Origin of the sequence: Embleya sp. NPDC050493 (assembly GCF_044458105.1) — a bacterium.
Classification (GTDB): Bacteria; Actinomycetota; Actinomycetes; order Streptomycetales; family Streptomycetaceae; genus Embleya.
The window spans coordinates 566,637-591,738 of the sequence record NZ_JBITHP010000001.1 but is presented as its reverse complement, the minus strand read 5'-3'; the positions used below and the strand labels follow the sequence as shown (position 1 = coordinate 591,738).

The 25,102-nt window shown below is 71.9% G+C and carries 21 protein-coding genes and 2 pseudogenes; 8 read left to right on the top strand and 15 right to left on the bottom strand.

The features are described 5' to 3' along the window. Window positions 1–56: 56 nt before the first annotated feature. Together nagA and ACIBM5_RS02360 are read right to left on the bottom strand one after the other, a co-directional pair. The gene (nagA, locus tag ACIBM5_RS02365) at window positions 57–1,211 is read right to left on the bottom strand and encodes an N-acetylglucosamine-6-phosphate deacetylase (protein WP_396004969.1); all 1,155 of its coding nucleotides are present in this window, start codon (window positions 1,209–1,211) and stop codon (window positions 57–59) included. A gap of 339 nt (window positions 1,212–1,550) precedes the next feature. After that, the gene (locus ACIBM5_RS02360) at window positions 1,551–2,729 is read right to left on the bottom strand and encodes an 8-amino-7-oxononanoate synthase (RefSeq protein WP_396004968.1); all 1,179 of its coding nucleotides are present in this window, start codon (window positions 2,727–2,729) and stop codon (window positions 1,551–1,553) included. A 78-nt stretch (window positions 2,730–2,807) separates the two neighbouring features. Between ACIBM5_RS02360 and ACIBM5_RS02355 the strand changes: the two genes are divergently transcribed. Beyond that, window positions 2,808–4,277 (top strand): sensor histidine kinase, encoded by a 1,470-nt coding sequence (locus tag ACIBM5_RS02355; RefSeq protein WP_391581148.1) that lies wholly within the window; start codon window positions 2,808–2,810, stop codon window positions 4,275–4,277. Window positions 4,278–4,447: 170 nt separating this feature from the next. Here the strand turns inward: ACIBM5_RS02355 and ACIBM5_RS02350 are convergent, their stop codons facing one another. Beyond that, window positions 4,448–4,702 carry a WhiB family transcriptional regulator gene (locus ACIBM5_RS02350; RefSeq protein ID WP_020557388.1) on the bottom strand — a complete coding sequence of 85 codons (255 nt, stop codon included), beginning with the start codon at window positions 4,700–4,702 and terminating at the stop codon, window positions 4,448–4,450. Between the two features lie 315 nt (window positions 4,703–5,017). Then, entirely contained in the window at window positions 5,018–5,947 is a 930-nt protein-coding gene (locus tag ACIBM5_RS02345) for a diacylglycerol/lipid kinase family protein (protein WP_396004967.1), read from the bottom strand. A 74-nt stretch (window positions 5,948–6,021) separates the two neighbouring features. Between ACIBM5_RS02345 and ACIBM5_RS02340 the strand changes: the two genes are divergently transcribed. Further along, window positions 6,022–6,456, top strand: a complete 435-nt coding sequence (locus ACIBM5_RS02340; protein WP_396004966.1) for a hypothetical protein — start codon at window positions 6,022–6,024, stop codon at window positions 6,454–6,456. Between the two features lie 100 nt (window positions 6,457–6,556). Here ACIBM5_RS02340 and ACIBM5_RS02335 read toward each other — a convergent pair whose 3' ends face one another. The 3 genes from ACIBM5_RS02335 to ACIBM5_RS02325 all read right to left on the bottom strand — a co-directional run bounded on the left by ACIBM5_RS02335 (window position 6,557) and on the right by ACIBM5_RS02325 (window position 8,816). Further along, window positions 6,557–7,546, bottom strand: a complete 990-nt coding sequence (locus tag ACIBM5_RS02335) for an RNA polymerase sigma factor SigF (protein WP_391581151.1) — start codon at window positions 7,544–7,546, stop codon at window positions 6,557–6,559. Then, window positions 7,543–7,986 (bottom strand): anti-sigma regulatory factor, encoded by a 444-nt coding sequence (locus ACIBM5_RS02330; protein ID WP_391581152.1) that lies wholly within the window; start codon window positions 7,984–7,986, stop codon window positions 7,543–7,545. The genes ACIBM5_RS02335 and ACIBM5_RS02330 overlap by 4 nt, the downstream gene beginning before the upstream one ends. Before the next feature lie 263 nt (window positions 7,987–8,249). Next, complete coding sequence (locus ACIBM5_RS02325; protein ID WP_396004965.1) at window positions 8,250–8,816, bottom strand: CGNR zinc finger domain-containing protein; 567 nt, start codon at window positions 8,814–8,816, stop codon at window positions 8,250–8,252. A 373-nt stretch (window positions 8,817–9,189) separates the two neighbouring features. On the opposite strand from ACIBM5_RS02325, the gene ACIBM5_RS02320 reads away from it, so the two are divergent. Then, on the top strand, window positions 9,190–10,383 hold the full coding sequence (locus ACIBM5_RS02320) for an NADP-dependent malic enzyme (RefSeq protein ID WP_396004964.1): 1,194 nt from the start codon (window positions 9,190–9,192) through the stop codon (window positions 10,381–10,383). Between the two features lie 213 nt (window positions 10,384–10,596). Here ACIBM5_RS02320 and purB read toward each other — a convergent pair whose 3' ends face one another. After that, window positions 10,597–12,039, bottom strand: coding sequence for an adenylosuccinate lyase (gene purB, locus ACIBM5_RS02315; RefSeq protein ID WP_391582178.1), 1,443 nt, complete (start codon window positions 12,037–12,039; stop codon window positions 10,597–10,599). Window positions 12,040–12,178: 139 nt separating this feature from the next. On the opposite strand from purB, the pseudogene ACIBM5_RS02310 reads away from it, so the two are divergent. From ACIBM5_RS02310 to ACIBM5_RS02300, 3 genes and pseudogenes are all read left to right on the top strand, one after another. Beyond that, window positions 12,179–12,513 (top strand): annotated as a pseudogene (locus ACIBM5_RS02310) (YnfA family protein). A 90-nt stretch (window positions 12,514–12,603) separates the two neighbouring features. Next, a complete protein-coding gene (locus ACIBM5_RS02305) occupies window positions 12,604–13,872 on the top strand; it encodes a YhjD/YihY/BrkB family envelope integrity protein (protein ID WP_396004963.1) in 1,269 nt (422 codons plus the stop codon). A gap of 12 nt (window positions 13,873–13,884) precedes the next feature. Then, window positions 13,885–14,286: pseudogene (locus tag ACIBM5_RS02300) on the top strand (class I SAM-dependent methyltransferase); the annotation flags it as partial. A 16-nt stretch (window positions 14,287–14,302) separates the two neighbouring features. On the opposite strand, the gene ACIBM5_RS02295 reads toward ACIBM5_RS02300, so the two are convergent. The 7 genes from ACIBM5_RS02295 to ACIBM5_RS02265 form a co-directional block, all read right to left on the bottom strand. Continuing rightward, entirely contained in the window at window positions 14,303–15,337 is a 1,035-nt protein-coding gene (locus ACIBM5_RS02295) for an EamA family transporter (protein ID WP_396004962.1), read from the bottom strand. Between the two features lie 31 nt (window positions 15,338–15,368). Next, the gene (locus ACIBM5_RS02290; RefSeq protein WP_396004960.1) at window positions 15,369–16,064 is read right to left on the bottom strand and encodes a GPP34 family phosphoprotein; all 696 of its coding nucleotides are present in this window, start codon (window positions 16,062–16,064) and stop codon (window positions 15,369–15,371) included. A gap of 47 nt (window positions 16,065–16,111) precedes the next feature. Beyond that, window positions 16,112–16,456 (bottom strand): hypothetical protein, encoded by a 345-nt coding sequence (locus ACIBM5_RS02285; RefSeq protein ID WP_396004959.1) that lies wholly within the window; start codon window positions 16,454–16,456, stop codon window positions 16,112–16,114. Between the two features lie 9 nt (window positions 16,457–16,465). Then, window positions 16,466–17,389 carry an SPFH domain-containing protein gene (locus ACIBM5_RS02280; protein WP_396004958.1) on the bottom strand — a complete coding sequence of 308 codons (924 nt, stop codon included), beginning with the start codon at window positions 17,387–17,389 and terminating at the stop codon, window positions 16,466–16,468. Window positions 17,390–17,586: 197 nt separating this feature from the next. Then, the gene (locus ACIBM5_RS02275; protein ID WP_396004957.1) at window positions 17,587–19,647 is read right to left on the bottom strand and encodes a hypothetical protein; all 2,061 of its coding nucleotides are present in this window, start codon (window positions 19,645–19,647) and stop codon (window positions 17,587–17,589) included. 275 nt (window positions 19,648–19,922) lie between these two features. Then, window positions 19,923–20,558, bottom strand: coding sequence for a response regulator (locus tag ACIBM5_RS02270; RefSeq protein ID WP_396005109.1), 636 nt, complete (start codon window positions 20,556–20,558; stop codon window positions 19,923–19,925). A gap of 11 nt (window positions 20,559–20,569) precedes the next feature. Then, a complete protein-coding gene (locus tag ACIBM5_RS02265; protein WP_396004956.1) occupies window positions 20,570–21,823 on the bottom strand; it encodes a sensor histidine kinase in 1,254 nt (417 codons plus the stop codon). Between the two features lie 389 nt (window positions 21,824–22,212). On the opposite strand from ACIBM5_RS02265, the gene ACIBM5_RS02260 reads away from it, so the two are divergent. Together ACIBM5_RS02260 and ACIBM5_RS02255 are read left to right on the top strand one after the other, a co-directional pair. Then, window positions 22,213–23,589, top strand: a complete 1,377-nt coding sequence (locus tag ACIBM5_RS02260; RefSeq protein ID WP_396004955.1) for an FtsW/RodA/SpoVE family cell cycle protein — start codon at window positions 22,213–22,215, stop codon at window positions 23,587–23,589. After that, window positions 23,586–25,058 carry a penicillin-binding transpeptidase domain-containing protein gene (locus ACIBM5_RS02255; protein ID WP_396004954.1) on the top strand — a complete coding sequence of 491 codons (1,473 nt, stop codon included), beginning with the start codon at window positions 23,586–23,588 and terminating at the stop codon, window positions 25,056–25,058. Before ACIBM5_RS02260 ends, ACIBM5_RS02255 begins: the two co-directional genes overlap by 4 nt. The last annotated feature ends 44 nt before the right edge of the window (window positions 25,059–25,102 follow it).

Here is a 25,102-nt window from a genome sequence, read left to right as displayed (position 1 = left end):
CCTGGGAAGGACGGTCCACGCCGGTGGGTTGTCGGCGAGGGGTGTGGCGGGAGCGGTCAGATGTCCGCTTCGTACGCCACCACGCCGCCGACCCAGGTCTTGAGGACCCGCCAGTCGTCGCTCCACCAGACCAGGTCGGCGGCGGCGCCCGGGGCGAGGCGGCCCAGGTCGGTGCGGCCGAGCGCGTCGGCGGGGACTCGGGTGGCGCAGGTGAGGACGCGGGCCGGGGGGTTGCCCAGGGCGATCAGGTTGCGGACGGCGAGGTCCAGGGTCAGCGCGGAGCCGGCGATCGTGCCGTCGGGGTTGCGCGGGACGTCGCCCTCGACCAGGGTCACGTCGACGTCGCCGAGGCGGTAGCGGCCCGGGGGCATGCCCGCGGCGGCCATCGCGTCGGTGACCAGCGCGGTGCGCTCGCCGGCCACGCGCAGGACCAGCGAGCAGACCGGGCCCACCACGTGGTGCAGGTCCGCGATCAGGCCGGGGGTCAGCCGCGGGTCGCTCAGTGCCGCGCCGACCACGCCCGGTTCGCGGTGACCCAGGCCGCGTTGTGCGTTGAACAGGTGGGTGACCATGGTCGCGCCCGCGTCCGCGGCGGCGGACATCTCGGCGGCGGTCGCGTCCGTGTGTCCGGCCGAGACTCGGATCCCCGTGGCGACGATGCGTCGAATGGCCTCGAGCGCACCGGGAAGTTCGGGCGCCAGGGTGATCATGGTCAGCGCCTCGCGGACGGTGTCGTCCAGGAGCAGGCGGTCGACCAGTTCGGGGGTGGGCTCGCGCAGGTACTGCGGTGGGTGGGTGCCGACCCGGGCCGGGGACAGGAACGGCCCCTCCAGGTGCACTCCCAGGTCGCGCGAGATCGGCTCCAGGGCGAACTTGGCGCGCAGTTCGGCGGCCCGCACGAGCGCCGCGGTGAGCGTGTCCAGGTCGCCGGTGATGAAGGTCGGGCAGAACGCGGTGACCCCGGTCGACGGGAGCTTCGCGGCGACCTCGCGCCACGCGGTCGAGTCGGCGGCCACGAAGTCGTGTCCGAACGCGCCGTTGAGCTGGATGTCGATCAGGCCCGGAGTGAGCACGCCGTGCGGCAGTCGGATGGCGTCGGGGCCGCCGGGGCCCTCGGTCACGCCGGTGATCCGACCCTGCTCCACACCCACCTCGGCGGGGCCGACGAGCGTCCCGTCCACAAGCACGCGAGGTGCCCCAATGCCGGCCACGCGTGCCCTTCCTTCCCTGCGGGACCGCTACGCGGCCGAACGTTCGGCGGCCTCCCGGTGCGGGCCGGGAGGCCGTCGCCCATTTTGGTTCAGACCAATCCTAGTTGTCTAGACCAATGTCGAGGGACATGCCACGTATATGGGCGGTTATCGGGTCACGGGGTGGCGAACCGCAGTACTCATGCGGTGGCAGGCCGCGGTGCCCACGAGGTGGCGATCACCACGCCCGCGAGACGGCGACCGCGGTGCGCCCAGCCCCCGCGCCGACGAGCCCCCGACGCCGACGCCGACGCCGACGAGCCCGCGACCGCGGCGCCCCGATCCGGCGTACCGCGACGCTCACGACGTGGCCGACCGCAGCGCCGCCACCGCGCGCGCCACGTCGGCCGGCGTCAGGTCCGCGCGCGCGGCGAGGCGCAGTCGGGAGATGCCGTCCGGGACGGACGGCGGTCGGAAGCAGCCGACCAGGACGCCGGCCTCGGCGCAGCGCGCCGCGGTGTCGAAGGCGAGTTGCGCCTCGCCGATGAGCACGGAGGCCACCGCGCCCTCGGGCTCGGTCACCCGCAGACCCGCCTCCCGGGCGCCCGTCGAGAGCGCGCGTGCGTTCGCCCGTACCGCGTCGGCCAACCCCGGCTGCGCGCGCAGGATCCGCAGCGCCGCCAGCGCCGCCGCCACGCACGCCGGCGCCAACCCGGTGTCGAAGATGAACGGCCGTGCCGCGTCGATCAGGTGCTCGATCACCCGGGCGGGCCCGAGCACCGCGCCGCCCTGTGCGCCCAGCGCCTTGGACAGCGTCGCGGTCAGCACCACGTCGTCGGCCCCCGCGAGCCCGGCCGCGTGTACCGCGCCCCGGCCGCCCGGGCCCACCACGCCGAGCCCGTGCGCCTCGTCCACGAGCAGAACGGCGCCATATCGCCGTGTGACGGCCGCAAGCTCGGCGAGGGGCGCGATGTCCCCGTCCACCGAGAAAACCGCGTCCACGACCACCAGGGCGCGTTCCTCGGCCCGTTCCGCCAGTACCCGGGCCACCGCCGGCACGTCCCGGTGCCCGGTGATCGCCACCCGGGCCCGGGAGAGCCGGCACGCGTCCACGATCGACGCGTGGTTGATCGCGTCCGAGACGACCAGGCCGCCCTTGCCGACCAACCCGGCGATCACCCCGAGGTTGGCCAGGTACCCGGAGGAGAACACCAGCGCCGCCTCGGCGCCCATGTGGTCCGCGAGCTCCGCCTCCAACTCGGCGTGCAGCACGGTGGACCCGGTCACCAGCCGCGACCCGGTCGACCCGCCGCCCCACGTGCGCACCGCCCGCACCGTCGCCTCGACCACCCGTTCGTCGCGGGACAGGCCCAGGTAGTCGTTTCCGGCCAGATCCAATCCGCTCGCCGTCGCCTCGCGCGGCCGCAACCGGCGGCGCAGACCCGCCTCGACCCGGTCCTTCGCGCGGATGTCCAGCCAGTCGAGCGGGTGACCGCCGCCGCCGAGCGGCTGCCGGGGCGTGGGCGATTCGGTGGACATCGATACCTCACAGGTGCGGCGACGTGGGGTGGCCAGGATCGCAGGCCCGATGGAAAGTACGCTGCGCGTGTGCCCTCCATGAACGATCTCGTCCGCCGCCACGGCGCGCTGCCCACCGCCGACCTGGAGTGGCTGCACCTGCTCGTGTCCGAGTGGCAACTGCTCGCGGACCTGTCCTTCGCCGACCTGGTGTTGTGGGTGCCCACCAGCGACGGGCAGTACGTCGCGGTCGCGCAGATGCGACCGAACACCGGCGCCACCTCGCATCAGGACGACCTGGTCGGCGACTTCGTCCCGCGCGGGCGGCGGCCGATGCTCGACGCCGCGCTGGACGAGGGCCGGATCGTGCGCGAGGGCGACCCGGAGTGGCGCGACGACGTGCCGGTGCGGGTCGAGGCGATTCCGGTCTCCCGGGAGGGCCGGGTGATCGGCGTCATCGCGCGCAACACCAACCTGCTCACCGCGCGCACGCCCAGCCGGCTGGAACTGACCTACCTCCAGAGCGCCGCGGACCTCGCGCAGATGATCGCCGCAGGGACGTTTCCGCACGCCGGTGAACTGCTCGACATGGACGCGTCCCCGCGTGTGGGCGACGGCCTGATCCGCCTCGACGCGGACGGCATCGTGCAGTACGCCAGCCCGAACGCACTCTCCGCCTACCACCGGCTCGGCCTGACCACCGACCTGGTCGGCTGCCACCTCGGCCGGATCACCGCCGAACTCGCGCCGCACGAGGGCCCGGTGGACGAGGCCATCTCCGCGGTCGCCAGCGGCTGGGCCCCGCGCGAGACCGAGGTGGAGACACCCGCCGCAGTGGTGCAGCTGCGCGCGATCCCGCTCAAGCCGCGCGGGCAGCGGATCGGCGCGATCATGCTCCTGCGCGACGTGACCGAGCTGCGCCGGCGCGAGCGCGAGCTGATCACCAAGGACGCCACCATCCGGGAGATCCACCACCGGGTGAAGAACAACCTGCAGACGGTGGCCGCGCTGCTGCGCCTGCAGGCCCGGCGGATGGACGCGCCGCAGGCCCGGGCCGCGCTGGAGGAGGCGGTCCGCCGGGTCGGCTCGATCGCGATCGTGCACGAGACGTTGTCCCAGACGCTGGACGAGCGAGTGGACTTCGACGAGATCGCCGACCGGGTGTTGTCCATGGTCACCGAGGTCGCCGCGTCCTCGGTGCGGGTCCGCACCGCCCGGCACGGGAACTTCGGCGAACTGATCGCCGAGACCGCGACGCCGCTGGCGATGGTGCTGACCGAGTTGTTGCAGAACGCCCTGGAGCACGCGTTCGAGGATCCCGGCTACACCGACCGCATCGGCACCCTGGAGGTGCACGCGGAACGGCGCGCGGAGCGCCTGCTGATCACCGTCACCGACGACGGGATCGGGTTGCCGGCGGATTTCGACCCGCAGGTCTCCGGCAACCTCGGTCTGCAGATCGTCCGCACCCTGGTCGGCAGCGAACTCGCGGGCCGTTTCGACATGGTGCCCAATCCGGCCGGCGGCACGATCGTCACGTTGGACCTGCAAATCCGGCAGCGCCGCTGAGGCCCGGCCGCATTCGGTCGGCCGACGAATTCCTCGGCGCCGGGAAACGTCCGTACCACCGAAAGCAGTTGCCCCGCCCTGGTCCGACCGGACCCTGGCGGGGCAACTGCTGGCAATGCTTTGGTGTTTCCGGTGATCAAGTCCCCGGAGTGTTCAGCCTGTCGTACTGATCAGGCGGAGGCGCGTGCGCGGTTGCGGGCGGCGCGGCGCTTGAGAGCGCGACGCTCGTCCTCGCTCAGACCGCCCCACACACCCGCGTCCTGACCGGACTCGAGAGCCCAGCCCAGGCACTGCTCCATCACGGGGCAACGGCGGCAGACCGCCTTCGCCTCCTCGATCTGAAGCAGAGCGGGACCGGTGTTGCCGATCGGGAAGAACAGCTCCGGGTCTTCGTCACGGCAGGCAGCAACGTGGCGCCAGTCCATGCGGTCCAACTCCTCGTGGGTCAGCGGGGGCTTCCGGCCCCGCTGTGGCTTGTGAATGTGAACGCTTTCACGAACCCCCCGACAAGCAAGGGGCCGACGGAGTCGGTCCCCAGGTTTGGCAGTGGATTCGGGCGGTGAAGATGACCTTTCGGCCACGTCCCTGCCGCCTCGTAGAGCCTTACAAACCTCGGCCGCCGATACAACCCCCTTGGGCCAGGATTTTTTAAATCATCGGTGTCGACTAGGTCACACCACTACATCGAAGGGGTGAACCCGGTATTTGCGTTCGAGTGAAAGGCCAAAAGGCCCTTCCACTCACACAATCACACGCAGTGCACGGGGAACCCCCCGGAAGGTCACACTCCGATGTTCTCCCAGATGGTCCCCATCGACCTGAAGAGAAACAGGTTCTTCAGTCCGAAGAGTGAACGCATCGCAGTCGTGCAGGGACACGACGTGACGCCCATGTGGAGCATTACCCGTGGAGCCCAGCATCCGGGCCAGATGGCGCAATGTGGGCAGTGTTGACATCCGAGTGAGCGCGAAGAGGTCCAATCCGGTGTCATATGACGCTTGTGGGCACGGATTCACCGGCCGGTTGCGCAAAAACGTCCACGGCACCGTGTTCTGCACTATCCCCAGGCAGATTCCCTCGACCGGCTCCGCGCCGGGCACCTCCAGCGTCAGCGGCCCGTGCCTGCGCTCGGTCCGCCCGCCGTAGAAGCGGCGCAGCGCCGAGCGCATGTACAGCCCTGGCGTCGCGCGCCGGCCGTCGGCCCGACGCTCCTCCACCCTGCCGACCACCTCCGCGTCGAAGCCGAGGCCGGCGCAGAACAGGAACCAGCGCTCGTCGGCCAGGCCCAGGCCGATCTCCCGGCTGCGACCCGCGCGCAGCGCCTCCAGCAGGAGGCCGGTCGCCTCGACCGGGTCGTTGGGCATGCCGAGCGAGCGCGCGAACACGTTGGTGCTGCCGCCCGGGACCACGGCCATCGCCGGCAGCGACGGCGCCGGGCCGGATGCCAGCAGGCCGTTGGCCACCTCGTTGACCGTGCCGTCGCCGCCCAGGGCGATCACCAGGTCGATGCCGTCGTCCGCGGCCTGTCGGGCCAGTTCGCTCGCATGGCCGCGGTGCTCGGTGCCGATCACGTCGAGCTTGAGGTCGCCGGCGAGCGCGTGGGCCAGGACGTCCCTGGTTCGCTCGCTGGTGGTCGTGGCCTTGGGGTTCACGACGAGAAGGGCGCGCATGTACACCAGCGTATCTACCGGCGGGTAGGGCTCCCGTGGGTCGCCGGGACGCGGGCCCCGGTTACAGTCGTGGGGTGACCGAGAGCCCTTCCGCCCAGGACCAGTCGGGCCCCGCCGGGGCCCTCCCTCTCACCTGGCGCATCTGCACCGCGGTGGTCGGTGTCGAGGCGTTCGCACTCCTCGGATACTCCCTCTACCTGACCTTCCGCAGCGAGTTCGGCCATCCGAGCAACGCCTCCGAGGGGGTCGCGATCGGCATCTACCTGCTGATCCTGGCCGCCGGGATAGTCGCCGTGTTCGTGGGCATGCTGCGCGGCCGGCGCTGGAGCCGATCGCCGGCGATCACCGCCAACCTGATCGTGGTCGGCATGGGGTGGTACCTGATCAAGGCCGATCAGCTGGTGATCGGCATCCTGACCATGATCGTGGGCGTGGTCACCATCGCCGCCCTCGCGACACCCGGCATGTACAACGCGCTCGAAGCGCGCCACCAGGCCCACCGGGCCTGAGCCGGCCGCCGCCCGCGGATCCGGCGGCGCCCCGGCACGCACCGGAACGACGGCGGCCCCGGACCGAGATCGGTCCGGGGCCGCCGTCGCGGCCTCGGTGTCACTCCTCGACGAGCAGCCGCTCGCGCAGCTGCGCGAGGGTGCGCGCGAGCAGTCGCGAGACGTGCATCTGCGAGATGCCGACCTCCTGCGCGATCTGGGACTGCGTCATGTTGCCGAAGAAGCGCAGCAGCAGGATCTTCTTCTCCCGCGGCGGCAGCTGCTCCAGGAGCGGCTTGAGCGATTCGCGGTATTCGACGCCTTCGAGGGCGTCGTCCTCGGCGCCCAGCGTGTCGGCGACGGCCGGGGAGTCGTCGTCGGTGTCCGGTACGTCCAGCGAGAGTGTGCTGTAGGCGTTGGCCGATTCGAGCCCTTCGAGCACTTCCTCCTCGGAGATCCCCAATTGCACGGCGAGCTCGGCCACGGTGGGGGAGCGGCCGTTGCGCTGGGAGAGCTCGGCGGTGGCCGAGGTCAGCGCGAGGCGCAGCTCCTGGAGCCGGCGCGGCACCCGCACCGCCCAGCCCTTGTCCCGGAAGTGCCGCTTGATCTCGCCGACGATGGTCGGCGTCGCGTAGGTCGAGAACTCGACCCCGCGATCCGAGTCGAACCGGTCCACCGACTTGATCAGGCCGATGGTGGCGACCTGGATCAGGTCGTCCAACGGCTCGCCGCGGTTGCGGAACCGGCGGGCGAGGTGCTCGACCAGCGGCAGATGCATCTCCACCAGCCGATCGCGCACCGCGGCCCGCGCTGGCGGATCCGATTCGAGCACCGCGAGCTGCGCGAACAGGCCGCGCGCGATCTCCCGGTCGTGGGCGTGGCGTTCGGAACCGGCGCGTCGCCGGTTCGGCACCGCCGGCCCCGTGGGCCCGGCGGATCCGGCAGGTTGTGCCGGTCCGTCCGGTCCGGCCGCCTCGATGCCACCGTCCATCGTCATGCTCGCGTCGCTCACCATGCCCTCACCCTCCCCTCGGCCGCGCCCGGCGGCCTCGTCGGGTGAGGCCGCGCTCGGCTGCGGTTCGTTGGCCGCGCCTTCAACACCACTGCTCACGTCTGCTCCGGCCCGCCACCGCGCTTCTTGTGCAGGCTGATGCTGACCACCTTGTCCTCGCTCACCGTCGCGTCCACCTCGCCGGCCAGAGCCGACAGGACGGTCCAGGCGAACGTGTCGCGCGCGGGTGTTCGGCCGTCCGTGGTCGGCGCGGACACGGTCACGTGCAACGCGTCGCCCACCAGGTTGAACACGCAGGAGAGGACTCCGCCGGCCACCGCCTGGTCGAGCAGCATCGCGCACGCCTCGTCGACCGCGATGCGCAGGTCTTCGATCTCGTCCAGGGTGAAGTCGAGGCGGGCCGCGAGGCCCGCCGTCGCGGTGCGCAGGACGGAGAGATAGGCACCTTCGGCAGGCAGTCGGACCTCGACGAAGTCACGCTGTCCGGTGCCGGCTTCGTCCGCCGTGTATGCGGATCGCTGGGACACCCTCACCTCCAAGGTGCTGCTGTGGGTGGCCGCCGCCGGGCGGTCACCACCGATGTCGGGGGGAACCCCAGCGACGCTACCGCGCCGGCCGACAACTGTCGTCACCGATGCGGGAACGGGTGCGGGAACGAACGAGGCGGCTGCCTACTCGAACGGTACGTCACGATATGTGATTTGACGAGTACGTAGTGTACCCGACTTTGGTAATTTCGCACTTCGAGATCACGCCGTCGATGTACATGTGCCACAGTCCACCACTCGCCAACCCGCAAATGTCAGGTATGTCGCTCCGGCTGCGGGTCGCGGGCCCGGCGTCGGGCCCGATACAGCGCCACGTTGGTGCGCGAGGTGCACCGATCCGAGCAGTGCCGGCGGGAGCGATTTGTGGACAGGTCCAGGAAGACGTTCCGGCACGGCGGCGCCTGGCACACGCCCAACCGGTCGATGCCGTGTGCGGTCAGCTGGACGGCCAGGCCCATGCCGGCTATCGCCGCGAAGCCCTCCGCCGCACCCACCGCGTCGCCCGCCAGATGTAGATGCCACGGGCTCGCGTCGTGGCCGGTCAGCCGGGGGTGCACGGGGAATTCGGCGAGCAGGCCGTTGAGGGTGGCGACGGCGTCCGCCTCGCGGCCCGCCGCGGCGTCCGTGAAGACCGCCCGCAGGCGGGTGCGCACCGAGCGCAGCCGGGTCACGTCGGCATCCGTCACCCGGGGCGGGATGCGCCGAACGGGTGCGATCAGCGCCAGCACGTCCTCGGGTGAGCGCAACCGGTCCTCGCCGCGCGCCGGTTGCTCGGTGTTGACCAGGTGGACCGCGTGCTCGGCGTAGGAGGAGAGATCCAACGACTGCCCTTCGGTCGCGCGTGCCGGCCCGACCTCGGGCGGGATGCTTTCCGGATGCCTTCGCGCCCGTGTTCGCACGGCTTTGAGGCGCCGGATGTGGCGGCGGTTACTGTCAGCCTACTGCGCGTGGCGCTAGCGTCTGGGCCAGTTGCGAGATGGGGTCTGGCGCGCCATCACAAAAAGGTGGTAATCGGTTCATCGCCCCGGCGTACCCCCATTCGGGGGGTGTGCCAAAATCGGCGTCACGGGTGACCCCCGTAACCTCAGCCGGATCATGTGCGCTGCACGAAGCGCCGATGTCGCTGAGGCATGCAGCCTGCGATCGCGCTTCGAGAGCTGCACTTCTACTGACAATGTCGACAAAGGGGTCACTGTGGCAGCGGAGATCATCCCGACGGACAGCACGGCGACGGACGAACTCGATCCGGTCTTCGCCCTGCACCGGGGCGGGAAAATGGAAGTTCGCTCGACCGTCCCGGTGCGCAATCGGGACGACCTGTCCCTCGCCTATACGCCCGGCGTGGCCCGGGTGTGCACGGCCATCGCCGAGAACCCGGAACTCGTCCACGACTACACGTGGGTGTCCAATACGGTCGCGGTGATCACCGACGGGACCGCCGTGCTCGGCCTGGGCGACATCGGGCCCGCCGCGTCCCTGCCGGTGATGGAGGGCAAGGCGATCCTGTTCAAGGAGTTCGCCGGCATCGACGCCGTGCCGCTCGCGCTCTCCTGCACCGACGTGGACGAGCTGGTGGACACCATCGCCCGGCTCGCGCCCTCCTTCGGCGGCATCAACCTGGAGGACATCAGCGCCCCGCGCTGCTTCGAGGTGGAGCGCCGGCTCCAGGAGCGGCTGGACATCCCGGTCTTCCACGACGACCAGCACGGCACCGCGATCGTCGCGCTGGCCGCGCTGCGCAACGCGGCGACGGTGACCGGTCGTCGGCTCGCCGACCTGCGCGCGGTCATCTCCGGCGCGGGCGCGGCCGGCATCGCGATCGCCAAGATCCTGATCGAGGCGGGCATCGGCGACCTGTGCGTCGTGGACAGCCGGGGCATCGTGCACGAGGGTCGGGACGACCTCACGCCGATCAAGCGGATGATCGCCGAGCTGACCAACCGGGCCAAGCTCAAGGGCGGCATCGAAGAGGCCATGAAGGGCGCCGACGTCTTCCTCGGGGTGTCCGCGGGCAAGGTGCCCGAGGAGGTCGTGGCGACCATGGCGCCCCAGGCGATCATCTTCGCGATGGCCAACCCGAACCCGGAGATCGACCCGGATCTCGCGCACAAGTACGCGGCCGTGGTGGCCACCGGGCGCAGCGACTACCCGAACCAGATCAACAACGTGCTCGCCTTCCCGGGCGTGTTCGCCGGTGCCCTGTCGGTGCGCGCCAAGCGCATCACCGAGGGGATGAAGGTGGCTGCCGCCGAGGCGCTGGCCGCGGTCGTCGCCGACGAACTCTCCCCGGACAAGGTGATCCCCTCGCCGTTCGACGAGCGGGTGGCGCCGGCGGTGACCAAGGCCGTGGCCGAGGCCGCGCGCCGGGACGGCGTCGCACGCATCTGAGCCGCGGCCCGTGGATCGACGATCATCCGACGGCTCCTCGCCGACCGTTCGACGATCGATGCGTATCCACGGCGACCCGTGGACGTGGGGGGGGGGGGGGGGGGGGGGGGGGGGGGGGCGGGGGGGGGGCCCCCCCCGCCCCCCCCCCCCCCCCCCCCCCCGCGGTCGTTCGGCCGCCGGGGCCAGGCCGTGTCCGGCGGATCTTGCTGTGGCCTAGAGGATCGCGCCCGGGCGGTACTTCGCCGCCTCCGGGTGCTTTGCGGCGACCGTTTCCACGCGTCGGACCACCTCGGCCACCTGGGCCGCCGCCGCGCCGGTGAAGGACAGGCGGTCGGCGAGCAGCGTGTCCAGCGCCGCGCGGTCCAGCGGCAGCCGCTCGTCGGCGGCCAGCCGGTCGAGCAGTTCGTTGCGCTCGACGCCCTCGCGCAGCGCCAGCGCGGAGGCGACCGCGTGCTCCTTGATCACCTCGTGTGCGGCCTCGCGCCCCACGCCGCCGCGGATCGCGGCCATCAGCACCTTGGTCGTGGCCAGGAACGGCAGGTAACGGTCCAACTCGCGGGCGACCACGGCGGGGAACGCGCCGAACTCCTCCAGCACGGTCAGGAACGTCTCGATCAGGCCGTCGAAGGCGAAGAACGCGTCCGGCAGCGCGACCCGACGCACCACCGAGCAGGACACGTCGCCCTCGTTCCACTGGTCGCCCGCCAGCTCGCCGACCATCGAGGCGTAGCCGCGCAGGATCACCGTGAAGCCGTTCACCCGCTCGCACGAGCGCGTGTTCATCTTGTGCGGCATCGCGGACGAGCCGACCTGGCCGGGCTGGAAGCCCTCGGTGACCAGTTCGTGCCCGGCCATCAGCCGGATCGTCTTGGCCAGCGACGACGGCGCCGCGGCCAGTTGCACCAGCGCGGTGACCACGTCGTAGTCCAGCGAGCGCGGGTAGACCTGGCCGACCGAGACGAACGCGTGCTCGAAGCCCAGGTGCGCCGCGACGCGCCCCTCCAGCTCGGCCAGCTTGTCCTCGTCGCCGCCGAGCAGGTCGAGCATGTCCTGCGCGGTGCCCACCGGGCCCTTGATGCCGCGCAGCGGGTAACGGGTGATCAGGTCGTCGAGCCGGTGGTAGGCGACCAGCAGTTCGTCGGTCGCCGAGGCGAACCGCTTGCCCAGCGTGGTGGCCTGCGCGGCGACGTTGTGCGAGCGGCCCGCCATGACCAGCTCGGCGTGCTGCGCGGACAGTTCGGCCAGTCGTACCAGCAGGGCCACCACGCGGTCGCGGATCAGTTCCAGCGACGAGCGGATCTGCAACTGCTCGACGTTCTCGGTCAGGTCGCGCGAGGTCATGCCCTTGTGCACGTGCTCGTGGCCGGCGAGGGCGTTGAACTCCTCGATCCGGGCCTTGACGTCGTGCCGGGTGACCCGCTCACGCTCGGCGATCGAGGCGAGGTCCACCTGGTCGATCACCCGCTCGTAGTCGGCGACCGCACCCTCGGGCACCTCGATGCCCAGGTCGGCCTGGGCACGCAGGACCGCGAGCCACAGGCGGCGCTCCAGCACCACCTTGTGCTCGGGGGACCACAGCGTGGCCAGCGCCGGGGAGGCGTAGCGGTTGGCCAGAACGTTCGGAATGCGGGGCTTGCGCACAGGCTGGGACGTCACGAGCGGCGAGTTTACCGAGCCGTCGCAACCGCCCACGACGTACGTCCGGGTTCGCGCCCCGCGGCGCCGGCCCGCGCGCGCCCGCGACCGTCCGCGAGCGTGCTTTTCCCGGCTTCCGACGCGGCCCTGACGTACGCCCGTGATCGTCGCGCGCTCGCTCGTCCTGTTCGTGCTCGCCGCCCTCGCCGGGATCGGCGGCGCCCGGCTGGTCCGGCAGTCCGTAGGAGAGCATCGCCCGTGGTGACCGGCCGGCCTCGGGACGATCGTGCTGGGCATCCACGGGTTCGTGGCCACCCTCCGGCCGAACCCGAACTTCGGCCGGTCCCCGGCCGCCTACGGCGGTGTCCTCGTCGCGGGTTCACTCGCGTGGGGGACGGCCGTGGACGATTTCCGCCCGGACCGCCGGGATCTCGCCGAAGGGCAACCGTCCGCCTGGCCGGCGTCGCTTCGATCATGTCCGCGCCGCGGCGCTGACGCCGCGTCAGAACCCGTGTGCCGCACCGCATGTGCCGACCACCGCCGGGTAGACGCCGGCCATCGCGGGACGACGTTGGGGGCCGGCACATGGGCAAGTGGCAGGACGCACGAAACGCGCGCAGGGCACGAGCCGAGCGTGAGGAGCGAATCGCCCGTGCGCTGCGTGGCGACGGCAGTCGGCCGGCCGCGGACACCGAGCCGCCCGGCCCATCCGACCCGGCCGCGGAGCGGACCACAAAGGTCCCGGGCCCGCGCGCGACCGACCGCCCGAAGTCCGAGCAGCCGCCCGCCGACGCGGTGGACCTCGGCAAGACCGGACCCGGCAGCGCGGACACCGCCGAGGGCGCCGCCGAGCGAGCACCGGACCCCGAGCGCCTCCCGGAGCGCCCGAGCGACCTTCCCAAGTCGTCGTGGTTCAAGGCCGCCTGGCGCACGATCCGCGAGTTCAAGGAGGACGACCTCAACATCTGGGCCGCCGCGCTCACCTATCAGAGCGTGCTGTCGATCTTCCCGGCGCTGCTGGTCGTGGTTTCGCTGGTCGGTCTGGCCGGTCGCTCGGCCACCGACGCGCTGACCGAGAACGTGCAGAGCGTGGCGCCCACCGAGACGCATCAGATCGTGATCAACGCGATCCAGAACCTCGAACACAGCCGCGGCACGGCCGGCCCGCTCGCACTGGCCGGCCTGGGCCTGGCGTTGTGGTCGGCGTCCGGCTACGTCGCCGCCTTCATGCGCGCGTGCAACACCATCTACGACGTGCCCGAGGGCCGGCCGCTGTGGAAGACGGTGCCCACCCGGGTCGCGGTCACCGTGGTGACGCTGCTGCTGCTGTCGATCTGCGCAATCGCGGTGGTGTTCACCGGCTCGCTGGCCAAGCAGGCCGGACACGCGCTGGGGGTGGGCGAGGCGGGCGTGCTGCTGTGGGACTACGCGAAGTGGCCGGTGCTGATCGTGGTGGTCAACTTCCTGTTCGCGCTGCTGTACTGGGCCGCGCCGAACGCCAAGCAGGGCTTTCGCTGGATCACTCCCGGCGGCGTGCTGGCGGTGCTGCTGTGGGCCGTCTTCTCCGCCGCGTTCGCCTACTACGTGGCCAACTTCGGCACGTACAACAAGACCTACGGCACGCTCGCCGCGGTGATCGTGTTCCTGATCTGGCTGTGGTTGACCAACATGGCGATCCTGCTCGGTGCCGAGTACAACGCCGAGATCGAGCGGGCCCGGGCGATCGCCGGCGGCCACCCGCCGACCCTGGAGCCGTACGTGCAGATGCGCAACGCGCCCAAGCCGAAGGGTGCCTGGAAGCGGTGGTTCCGGTTCGGTCGTACGCCGAAGGCGGAGCGGGAGAGCGAAGAGTAGACAATCGAGGGCATGGACAAGATCCGGCCCGCCTACGAAGAACTGGGCGCCGAGGGCTTCTACGCCACACACGGCGCGCGGTACCGCAACCCGCACGAGCCACGAGTGCGGGCGGTGCTGGCCGAGGCGTTGGCGGAGCCGGTGGCGGCCGAACCGAGGCTCCTCGACCGTGTGCTCGACCTGGCCTGCGGCAGCGGCGAGGCCACCCTCGCGCTGCGCGAGCTCGGTGCACGCGAGATCTCGGGCATCGATCCGTACACGGGCGTCGCCTACCGCGAGCGGACCGGGACGCCCGCCGAGGCGCTGCGCTTCGAGGAGATCGCGGCGGGCGCGCTGGCGGGCCGGACCTACTCGCTCGTGGTGTGCAGCTACGCACTGCACCTGCTCGCCGAATCCCGACTGCCCGCGCTGGCCTACGCGCTGACCGAGGTCACGACCGCGTTCGTGGTGGTGACTCCACACAAGCGTCCGGTGCTGCGGCCGGAGTGGGGATGGCACCTGCGCCGGGAACTGGTCGTGGATCGGGCTCGGGCCCGGCTGTATCGGACCTCGCCCGAACCCGCCGAGGCGACTGGGCCACGGTGACGCCGGCGCTGGCGATCACCACCAGCGCGATGCCCGCGACCTGGATCGGCACGAGCGACTGGTGCAGCACGAGGAATCCGGCGATCGCCGCCACGGCGGGTTCCAGGCTGGCCAGCAGCCCGAACGTCGCGGGCGTCAGATGCTTCATCGCAAGCATCTCGAAGCTGTACGGGAGCGCCGAGGACAGCAGCGCGACACACGCGCCCAGCCCGAGCACCTCGGGCTCCAGAAGCGCGCTCCCGGCCGTGGCCACGCCGAACGGGGTGACCAGGACCGCGGCCACCGCGAAGCCGAGCGCCAGGCCATCGACGCCGTCGAAGCGCTTGGAGATCTTCGAGGCGACCACGATGTAGCCCGCCCAGCAGGCCGCCGCCGCCATCACGAACGCGACACCGACCGGGTCCAGCCCGCTGAACCCGCCGCGGCCCAGGAGCAGCACTCCGACGGCTGCGAGCACGATCCAGGTCATGTCGCGCAACCGGCGGGACAACACCACGGCCAGGCCGAGCGGCCCGAGGAACTCCAGCGTGACCGCCGGGCCGAGCGGCAGCCGGTCGATCGCCTCGTAGAAGAACATGTTCATGCCCGCGAACATCACGCCCAGGCCGACCACCACGAGCCAGTCCGCCCGGGTGCGCCCGCGCAGCCGCGGCCGGGCGAAGGCCAGCAGGATGCTCGCCGCCAGGACCAGCCGCAGTGTGACCGCGCCGGCGGGTCCCACGTAGGGGAACAACCGGGCGGCGAACGCCGCGCCGAACTGGATCGAGCACGCACTCGCCAGCACCAGCAACACCGAGCGTCCCTGTGCGCCCGGCAGCAGCCGGTCGACGAATGCGGGCAGCGCCCGCGGGGTCGCGTCGGGGGTGGTGCGGGAGGTCATTCCTCGACACTACGGACATCGTCAAGCCGATTCAGACACCGGCCCCGGACGCGGCGGATTTGCGATCGCGGACCACCTTGCGCAGCGCCTCGGGCACCGGGCCCAGGTCCGCCTCCAGCTCACGGATCCGGCCCTTGGCCGCCCGGCGTTCCCGACCGCCGAGCACCACCCGCAGTTCGCCCTCGTAGGCCAGTGCGGCCAACGCCGCATCCGCCGCGGGCACGCGTGCCACCGGCCGGCCCGGCTTGAGCGCGTCCCACATCGCCCTGGTCGCGGCGGTGCGCAGTTGCGGTTGGCGCAGCCGCATCCGTCGGACCGGGACGATGCCCAGGAGCCGGTGCGACTCGCACCTGATCACCCGCTCGCGTTCGAGGCAGGCACCGACGCGGCCGGTGGCCTGCCGGTCGCCCTTCTTGACCCAGTGGCGCCACCGGTGGGCCCGCTCGCTCGCGGTGATCCTGGCCAGCAGGTCGGCCGCCAGGTCGCAGTGCGGTGCGGCGGCACCCCGATGCGCGGTCGCGGTGACCCTCCCGGCGTCGTCACGGATCAGGCCCTGTTCGTAGAGGTCGTACAGGGCAGCGGCCTGGAGGGTAGCTCCCAGGTTGCTTCGGCTCAGCAGTCGTTGCCGCTCGGGACTGTAGGCGAGCAGGAACACTCGCCGGGCCAGGGACACGTTCACGTCGACCTCCAGGGATACGTTCACGTCGACCTCCAGGGATACGTTCACGTCGACCTCCTCGGCGCCAGGGCGTCGCGTCGTCTTCGGGCCGGTCCTCACGGCGCGGTACCGACGTCGCCAGGGTCGCCACCGCCGCGGCCACGATGGCCGGCACCGCCAGAATCGTCTCGATCGCCACCGTCGCCTCCCCCGGGCTCGGTATCGGACTCGGGTTCGGCTTCGGAGGACGCCGGGCGGGCGGCGGGGTCGGCCTTGGGCGGCCTGCCCCGGCGGGCCGGACGACCGGCGTTGCCCGGCATCCGACCCGCGTCGCCCAGCGCGCGCCGCAGCAGGAACTCGATCTGTGCGTTGGTGCTGCGCAGTTCGTCGGCGGCCCACTTGGCGATCGCATCGTGCACCGCCGGGTCCAGGCGAAGCAGGATCTTCTTGCGCTCGGTCACCGGGCCGGGCTACGCGTAAAGGGAACCGGTGTTGACCACCGGCTGGGTGGCCTGGTCGCTGCACAGCACCACGAGCAGGTTGCTGACCATCGCCGCGCGCCGGTCGTCGTCCAACTCGACCAGGTCACCCTCTTCCAGCCGGTTCAGCGCGAGTTCGACCATGCCCACCGCGCCCTCGACGATCCGCTGCCGGGCGGCGACCACCGCGCCCGCCTGCTGGCGGCGCAACATCGCCTGGGCGATCTCCGGCGCGTAGGCGAGCCGGGTGATCCGCGACTCGACCACGCTGACCCCGGCCGAGGCGACCCGCGCGCCGATCTCCGCGGAGAGCTTTCCGGTGATCTCGTCGGCGTTGTCGCGCAGGGACATGCCGCCGTTGCCGTGGTCGTCGTACGGGTAGCTGTTGGCGATGTGCCGCACCGCGGTCTCGGTCTGGATCGCGACGAACTCCTCGAAGTCGTCCACCTCGAACTTGGCCTGCGCGGTGTCCTTGACCTGCCACACCACGACTGCGGCGATCTCGATCGGGTTGCCGTCGTTGTCGTTGACCTTGGCGGTCTGCGTCTCGTGGTTGCGGATGCGGGTGGAGACTTTGGTGCGGTCGGTGAACGGGTTCACCCACCGCAGGCCGTCGGTGCGCACGGTGCCCTTGTAGTGCCCGAAGAGTTGGAGCACCCGGGCCTCGCCGGGGGCCACGGTGGTCAGACCGCAGAGCGCGAACAGCGACGCGACGATGATCACGATGCCGGCGGTGATGGCCGCGACCTTCCCACCGTCGTGCAGCAGGGCGCCGAAGATGATGAGCCCGACGCCGCCGCCGACGAAGAGCACCCCGACCGCGAGCGCGGGCAGACCGGAGACGCCGGTCACCACCTTCTCCCGGACCTGGGGGGCCGGCATTTCCACGATGGACTCGGGGCCGATATCGCTCATGTGGTCACTCCCGCTCGGTTTGGCTTGCCATCACCACCATAGCAAAGTGATATCACTTTATGTCGAGGGACAAGCCTCGATGCCTACACCGATGCGGCTGGGGCGGGTGCGGGCGGACGGGCCGGGGGCGGGCCGGGCACGTGCGGGCCGGGCGGGCGGGCGCGGGCGACCATCGCCGGCCGCGCCGGGTGCGGTGGTCAGCCCAGGGTCTTGATCGTGCTGCCGTTGCGTACGTTGGCCACCAGCGCCGGCGGTGGCGGCGGAAGCGTGCCGGGCGGGGCCTTGATCACCAGTTGGCGGGCGTCGGCGGAGCCGCTGACCGGGCCGGACGCGGTCACCTTGGCCACGTCGCGCGTGCCCGCCGCGACCAGGTACCAGGCGCCGGTCCGCGAGCGCCACCACGTCGAGGTGACGATGTCGTTCCCGGACCGACTGCACGCGGGCGAGTCGGCGAGCCGATTGACGGTCTGCGCGCCCGTCGCGGTCGCCCCGGGCGGCAGGAACTGCACCACCACGTCGCCGCCGCCCGTGCGGTCGAACGCGTGCAGGCAGGACCACATCGCCTCCCCCGCCGCCTCGGGCAGGTCGAAGTGCGCGAACTCCCAGTTGTTGACCAGCCGCAACCCCCGACCGCGCAACGTGTCCAGCGCGCACGCGGTCCGCGACCACACGCCGAGGGCGCGTTCACTGGAGGCGGCCTCGACCGGCCGGCCGGTGTGGACGTAGTCCGGTGGCGGCATGTAGGTGAGGTGCGTCGCGGACAACTCGCCCAGGTCCGCGAGCAGATAGGGGTGGTTGTCGGCGGCGCGCCCGGCCAGCAGTTCGAGCACGGGCACCGTGGCGCAGCCCTTCCCGGCCGTACCGAGGTCGGGCATCGGGGCGGTGACGCCGTCGGTGATCGCCAGCGGCCTGCTCTTGTCCTCGGGGCGACGCAGGTCCCGCACCGCGGCCTCGTCCACCCAGGGCGCGAGCAACATCCGTACGCCGCTCGGATCACGGCGCAGCACCACGGCCGAGGCCGAACGCTCGTCCGAGTCGTCGGCCGCGGCGACGTCCAGGGTGCGCCTGCCGTGGTCGTCGGTATAGCGGGCCAGACGTGTGCCGTCGGCGAGGAGCACGACGGTCGCCCCCGCGACGTCGCCCGCGTACAGCAGGCGGGGGGCGCCGGTCGGCGGGCCGGCGGCGGTGCCCCGGCCGAGCGTGACGGGGGTGCCGTCGGCGGGGTCGGTCCAGGCCCGCACCGCGCGCCGGGTCAACGCCTCGTCCCGGGCCCGGGTCCCTCGGGTGGACCACACGTCGAAGTCGAGGCGGGTCGTGCCGACCCAGGCTCCGGTCGGGATCGATCGGGGCGGACCACCGACCGGCTGCGCGGCGGGTGCGGCCCGGTCGGCTCGGCCGCCGCCGCCGGCCGAGGGGTCGGTACCGCCGGTCGCGTGCCAGGCGATCGTGGCGATCATGGTGGCCGAGGCCAGGACGCCGAGTGCGGTGTGCCGACGTCGCCGGCGGCGCAGCAGGTCGGAGGGAGTGGCCCGCAGGGTGCACGGGTCGAACGGGTCGGCGCGCAGCAGGTCGGGGACTGATCCGGGCGCGTCCGAATGTGCGGCCGGGCGCGGCTCCGGCGCACCGGCATCCGCCTCGGTCTCGGCGGCCAGGACGTCCTCGACCCCGGCGGCGAGCAGGAACTCGCTCGCCTCGCCGGGATCCAGGCCGTCCAGCACGCGCAGTACGAAGAACGCGCGGGCCGGGCCGGACAGTCGGCCGAGTGCCTGCTCGATCGCCGGTTCGTCCGCGCCGCCGGTCGGCGGGAACAGCCGCAGGCCCCAGACCTGCGGCAGCAGCGCCCGACGTCGCGTGGAGCGGTTCAGGCGCAGCGCTCCGCGCACGATGCGCAGCCGGACGAGGTCGGCATCGCTCATGCCCGCGACGCCCGGGGCGCGGCCGAGATCGCGCAGTCGGCCCGGCAGCGCGTCCTGGACCAGGGCGTGCGCGGCCAGCACCCGTCGGTGGCGCTCCATGGCGGGCGGCAGGATCAGGTAGGCGAGCCGGACGAGTTCGGGATAGCGCCCGACCACCAGGGCCTCGGTGCGACGCACCGCCCCCTGGTCCAGCCGGCGTCGGCACAGGGCGACGAGATCCCCCCGGGCCTGCCGGGCCCGATCCCGGGTGCTCCGGTCGCTCCGGCGGGCACGCGCACCGGTGCCGTTCGGGTCGGATCGGGTCGCCGGGTCGGGTGTGCTCTCGTCGCGACCGTGTCGCATGCGTGGATCCCCTCTCGCCGCGCCTCGGCCGGCGCCCGCGAATCGGTACGGGGCCCATGCGCACGATGGCCAACGAGCACCGTCGGGAGGGGTCACACATAGTACGAACATCTTCTTTTGTGTCGCCTTTTGGCCGAACCGATCGGACATGCGCTCGGCATCGACAACCGGATCGACCGATCTCGGTCAACAGGCCGACGAATTCGGCCGGACCGGGCGGAACGGCCGGCTCGGCCGAACCGACCGACATCGGCCGAACCGCCCCGAGGCCATGCTCAGCCGGGGCCCACGAAACCCGACTCGTAGGCGGCGATCACCGCCTGGGTGCGGTCGCGGGCGCCCAACTTGCCCAACACCGCGCTCACATGGCTCTTGACCGTTTCGGTGCCCAGGAACAGTTCGGCGGCGATCTCCGAGTTGTTCAGCCCCCGGGCCATCGCCCGCAGCACGTCGCCCTCGCGCTCGGTCAGATTGGCCCGGGCCACCGCGTCGGCACGGGCGGTCTTCCCGTGGCGCTCGACCAACGCGCGCAGCTTGGCCGGGAACAGCAGGGAGTCTCCGGTGGCCAACGCCCGCACCGCGCCGGTGATCTCCGCGGGACGGGCCCGCTTGAGCAGGAAGCCGTGCGCTCCCACCCGCAGCGCCTCGTAGACGTATTCGTCGTTCTCGAAGGTGGTCATGATCAGGATCTTGGGCGGCTGGTCGAGATGGGCGAGCAGGTCTCGGGTGGCCTGGATCCCGTCCACGCGCGGCATCCGCACGTCCATCACGACCACGTCCGGGCGCAGCTGGCGCACCAGCGAGAGCACGCCCGCGCCGTCGTCGGCCTCGCCCACGACCTCGAAGTCGGGCTGCGCACCCAGGATGGCCCGCAGGCCGGCCCGAACCAGTTCGTCGTCGTCCACCAGCATGATCGCGATCGTCACGACGCCCACCGTAGGGGCAGGCGCACGTGCACCCGCCAGCAGCCGTCCTGGGCGCCCGCGGTGGCCTCTCCGCCGAGCAGCGCGGCCCGTTCGCGAATCCCGCGCAGCCCACTGCCGCTGCCCGCGCCGACCACCGATCGCTCCGTGCCCGCGGCGGGCACGCTGTTCAGCACGGTCAGCTCGACGTCGTGGTCGTCCACCGCGACGGTGACGTCGATCGGCACCGGACCCGCGTGCCGCAGCACGTTGGTGAGCGACTCCTGCACGATCCGGTAGCCCTCGCGCGAGATCACCGCCGGCACCGCGTCGAGGGGGCCCGACACCCGCAGCTCGACCGAGGCCCCGGCGCCTCGCGTGCCGTCGACGAGCACCTTGAGCTCGGGCAGGCCGGGGCGGGGCGCGGCCGGCTCCGGCGCCTCGCGCAACAGCAGCAGCATGCGTTCCAGGTCCTCCAGGGCCTGCCGGCCGGTCTCCTCGATCGCTTCGAGCGCCCGATCCGCGAAGCCGGGATCGCTGTCGAGCAATTGCCGGGCGGCGCCGGCCTGAAGCACCGTCACCGACAGGGCGTGGCCGATCGAATCGTGCAATTCGCGGGCGAGCCGATTGTGTTCGAGCAGTTGCTCGGTCCGACGCTCGGCTATCGCGAGGCGTTCGCTCGCGGACGGCCCGAGCAGTCTGGTGCCGAGCCGGGTGAGCAGCCAACCCACGCCGGCCAGGTAGTAGAGCGCCCCGACGATGACGAGCAGGCCCAGCGGGATGAGCCACCAGTGCCCGGCACCACCGGCGAAGGCGATCCCGCTGAACGTCACGCCCCTGTCCGTGGCCGGCGACGCGATCATCGCGACCCCCACGAACACCGCGTTGGCGGCGAGCGCGAGACCGAGCCAGGCCAGTTCGACCCGCAGCACCAGCCACAGTGCGGTGCGCCATCGGTCCGCCCACCCCTGGGACCGGGTGACCACGATGTCGCTCTCGTCGCCGGGACGCAGCAGCAGTCGGGCCAGGAACCCCTCGAACCGACGCGCCTCGGCGAGCAGCCCGAAGGCGACCAGGATCGGGATCGGGACGGCCAGCAGCGCGAAGGCGTCGGCGGCCCCGCTCTCCCCCTCCAGGCCCGGATACACCAGTGCGACCGCAACGCCCAGGGCCAGCGCCGTGAACAGGTGGAAGGCTCGCGTGTAGGTGGAGGCCGCGACGAGCGGCCGGGTGAGGCGGGCGAGCGAGGTGCGAAGCGGCGCGATCCGGGGCATGCCGCCATCCTGCCGGGTCGTCGGGCGCGCGACCTCCCCCGCCCGGGGGAGACCGTCCCCACGGTTGGGGGATCCGGTACGGCGGCTCGACATCGCAGTCTTGAGGCACCGCAACAACCGGGCGTCGCCCACTCCGAAGCAGCCGAGGGAGCACAGCAGATGGCCGAGAGGCACAGCAGATGATGGCCCAGTTCGTCGACGCGGGCGAGTCCTCGGAAGCCGCCTTTCTCCGGCCGACCGCCGGAGACGAGCAGTTCAGGGGAGACAGCCGTGCATGAGCACCGCAACGCCACGGATACGCGGCGCGTTCCCGGCGGCACCGGCGTGATGCCCGACGCCGGGCGCGATCCTCCGGTTACCCAGGGTCACTTGTGGGCATTGCAGAGCGCATGTCCAGATGGCGGCGGCGCGCGACGACGGCAGGGGAACCCCGGCCGCCCACCCGGCGCAACACCGAACTCCTGCTGCTCGTCTTCGCAGTCCTGGTCCCCGTCCTCGCCTACGCGAACGTCGGCCTGGCCAAGGACGGCTCGATTCCACCCGATACCGCGCGCTACGGGCTGGGGCTCGGCTTTCTCGTGCTGGTCGCCCACATCCTGGTGCGCCGCTTCGCGCCGTATGCCGACCCGGTGCTGCTGCCGATCGCCGCACTGCTCAACGGCCTGGGGCTGGTGTTGATCTACCGACTCGACCTGGAGACGCCGAAGGTGCAGGCCGCACCCTCGCAACTGATGTGGTCGGCCATCGGGGTGATCCTGTTCGCGGTGGTGATGATCGCCGTGCGCGATCACCGCACCCTGGGCAAGTACGCATACCTGGCGGCGGCCGTGGCCCTGTTCCTGATGATCGTCCCGGTCTTCTTCCCGGCCATCAACGGCGCCAAGGTGTGGATCCGGCTCGGCCCCTTCTCGCTGCAACCCGGCGAGTTCGCCAAGATCATCCTGGTCGTCTTCTTCGCGTCCTACCTCGCCACCACGCGCGAGACGCTGATGATGATCGGCCGCCGGTTCTGCGGCGTGAACCTGCCGCGCGGCCGCGACCTGGGCCCGGTCGTCGCGGTGTGGCTGGCCTCGGTCGGCATCCTGGTCCTGGAACGCGACCTGGGCACGTCCCTGCTCTACTTCGGCGCATTCGTGGTGATGCTCTATGTCGCGACCGCGCGCATCAGCTGGATCCTGGTCGGCCTGATCCTGATCGCACTCGGCGCGTTCGTGGTCGGCTCCGCCGAACCCCACGTGCACGACCGGGTGCAGAACTGGCTGGACCCGTTCGCGAGCATCCACGCAGGACTCGGCCCGGGCCAACTGGCCCAGTCGCTGTTCTGTTTCGCGGCCGGCGGCCTGCTCGGCGCCGGCCTCGGCCTGGGGCACTCGATCCTGGTCGGCTTCGCCGCCAAGAGCGACTTCGTGCTGGCCACCGTCGGCGAGGAGCTCGGACTGACTGGCATCGCCGCGCTGTTCGTGCTCTACGCCCTGCTGGTCGCGCGCGGCTTCCGGGCCGGCCTGACCGCGCCGGACCCGTTCGGCTCGCTGCTCGCCTACGGGCTCTCCGCCGTGCTGGCGATCCAGGTGTTCGTGGTCGCGGGCGGGGTGACCGCGCTGATCCCGCTCACCGGCATGACCATGCCCTTCCTCGCCCAAGGCGGCTCGTCCGTGGTCACCAACTGGGCACTGATCGCACTGCTGATGAAGGTCAGCGACCGGGGCCGCCGACCACCCGCGCCGATCGAGGAACCCAGCCCGGTACCCGAGGAGGTGCCCGCGTGATCGTCACCGCCCGGCGAGCCGCCGGATTCTGTCTGCTGCTGCTCCTGGCGCTGCTGGGCAACGCCACCTGGCTCATGGCGCACAAGGCCGACGCCTACGACCACATGGCGGGCAACCGCCGTCCGCAGATCGTGCGTTACCAGCAGGCGCGCGGCGACATCCTGGTGGCCGGCCGGGCGGTCACCGGTTCACCGCACACCGCCACGTCCTCCGACCTGGCCTACGGCCGCAGCTACACCGACGGCCCGCTCTACGCCCCGGTCACCGGCTACGCCTCCCAGCTCTACGGCGCCTCGCTGCTCGAAGGCGTCGAGGACGACCTCCTGGCGGGCACCGATCCACGCCTGGGCGCATGGCCGGTGATCACCGCGATCACCCGCAGGCGCAGCCCCGCCGGCAACGTGGCCACCACGATCCTGCCCGCCGCCCAGCAGGCCGCGTTCGCCGGTCTCGCGAGCACCGGAAACAAGGGCGCGGTGGCCGCGCTCGACCCCGCCACCGGCGCGATCCTGGCCCTGGTGAGCACGCCGTCCTACGACCCGGGCAGGCTGGCCGGTGCCAACAAGGCGACCCGGAGCGCATGGACGGCACTGGACGCCGACCCCGACCGACCGATGCTCAATCGTGCGCTGCGCGAGACCTATCCCCCGGGCTCCACCTTCAAAGTGGTCACCGCCGCGGCGGCGCTCGCCTCCGGCACGGTCACCGATCCGGACGAACCGACCACCTCCCCCGACCCCTATCCGCTGCCCGAGTCGACCACCCGGCTCGGCAACGAGGTCTCCGGCTGCCGCGACGCATCCCTGCGTTACGCACTGGCGATGTCCTGCAACACCGTGTTCGCCAAGCTCGGGGTCGACATGGGCGCCGAGGTGATGCGCCGGCAGGCCAAGGCGTTCGGTTTCGACGACCCCGGGCTGCGGATCCCGGTCGCGGTCACCGAGAGCGTGTTCCCCAGGCATCCGGATCGCCCGCAGACCGCGCTGTCCTCGATCGGCCAGTTCGATACGCGGGCCACCCCGCTCCAGATGGCGATGGTCGCCGCCGGCGTGGCCAACGAGGGCGAGGTGATGCGGCCGTACCTGGTCGAGCGGCTCACCCGCAGCGACGGCAGCACCGTGCACACCACCGACCGCGAGACTCTGGCCCGGGCGGTCTCCCCGCCGGTGGCTCGCCGACTGCAGAAGATGATGGAGGACGCGGTCACCACCGGCACCGGCGGCAACGGGCGGATCGACGGCGCCGTCGTCGGCGGCAAGACCGGCACCGCCCAGCACGGCGAGAACAACCGCGCCGTGCCCTACGCGTGGTTCATCGCCTACGCCAAGGCCGACGCCACCACCAAACCCGCCGTGGCGGTCGCCGTCGTGGTCGAGGACGGCTCGGCCGACCGCGCCGACATCACCGGCGGCGGCCTCGCCGCCCCGATCGCCAAGGCCGTGATGTCCGCGGTGCTGGCCGCCCGATGAGCACGCCTCCGGGCCCGCCCGCCGATCGACCGCCGACCAACCCC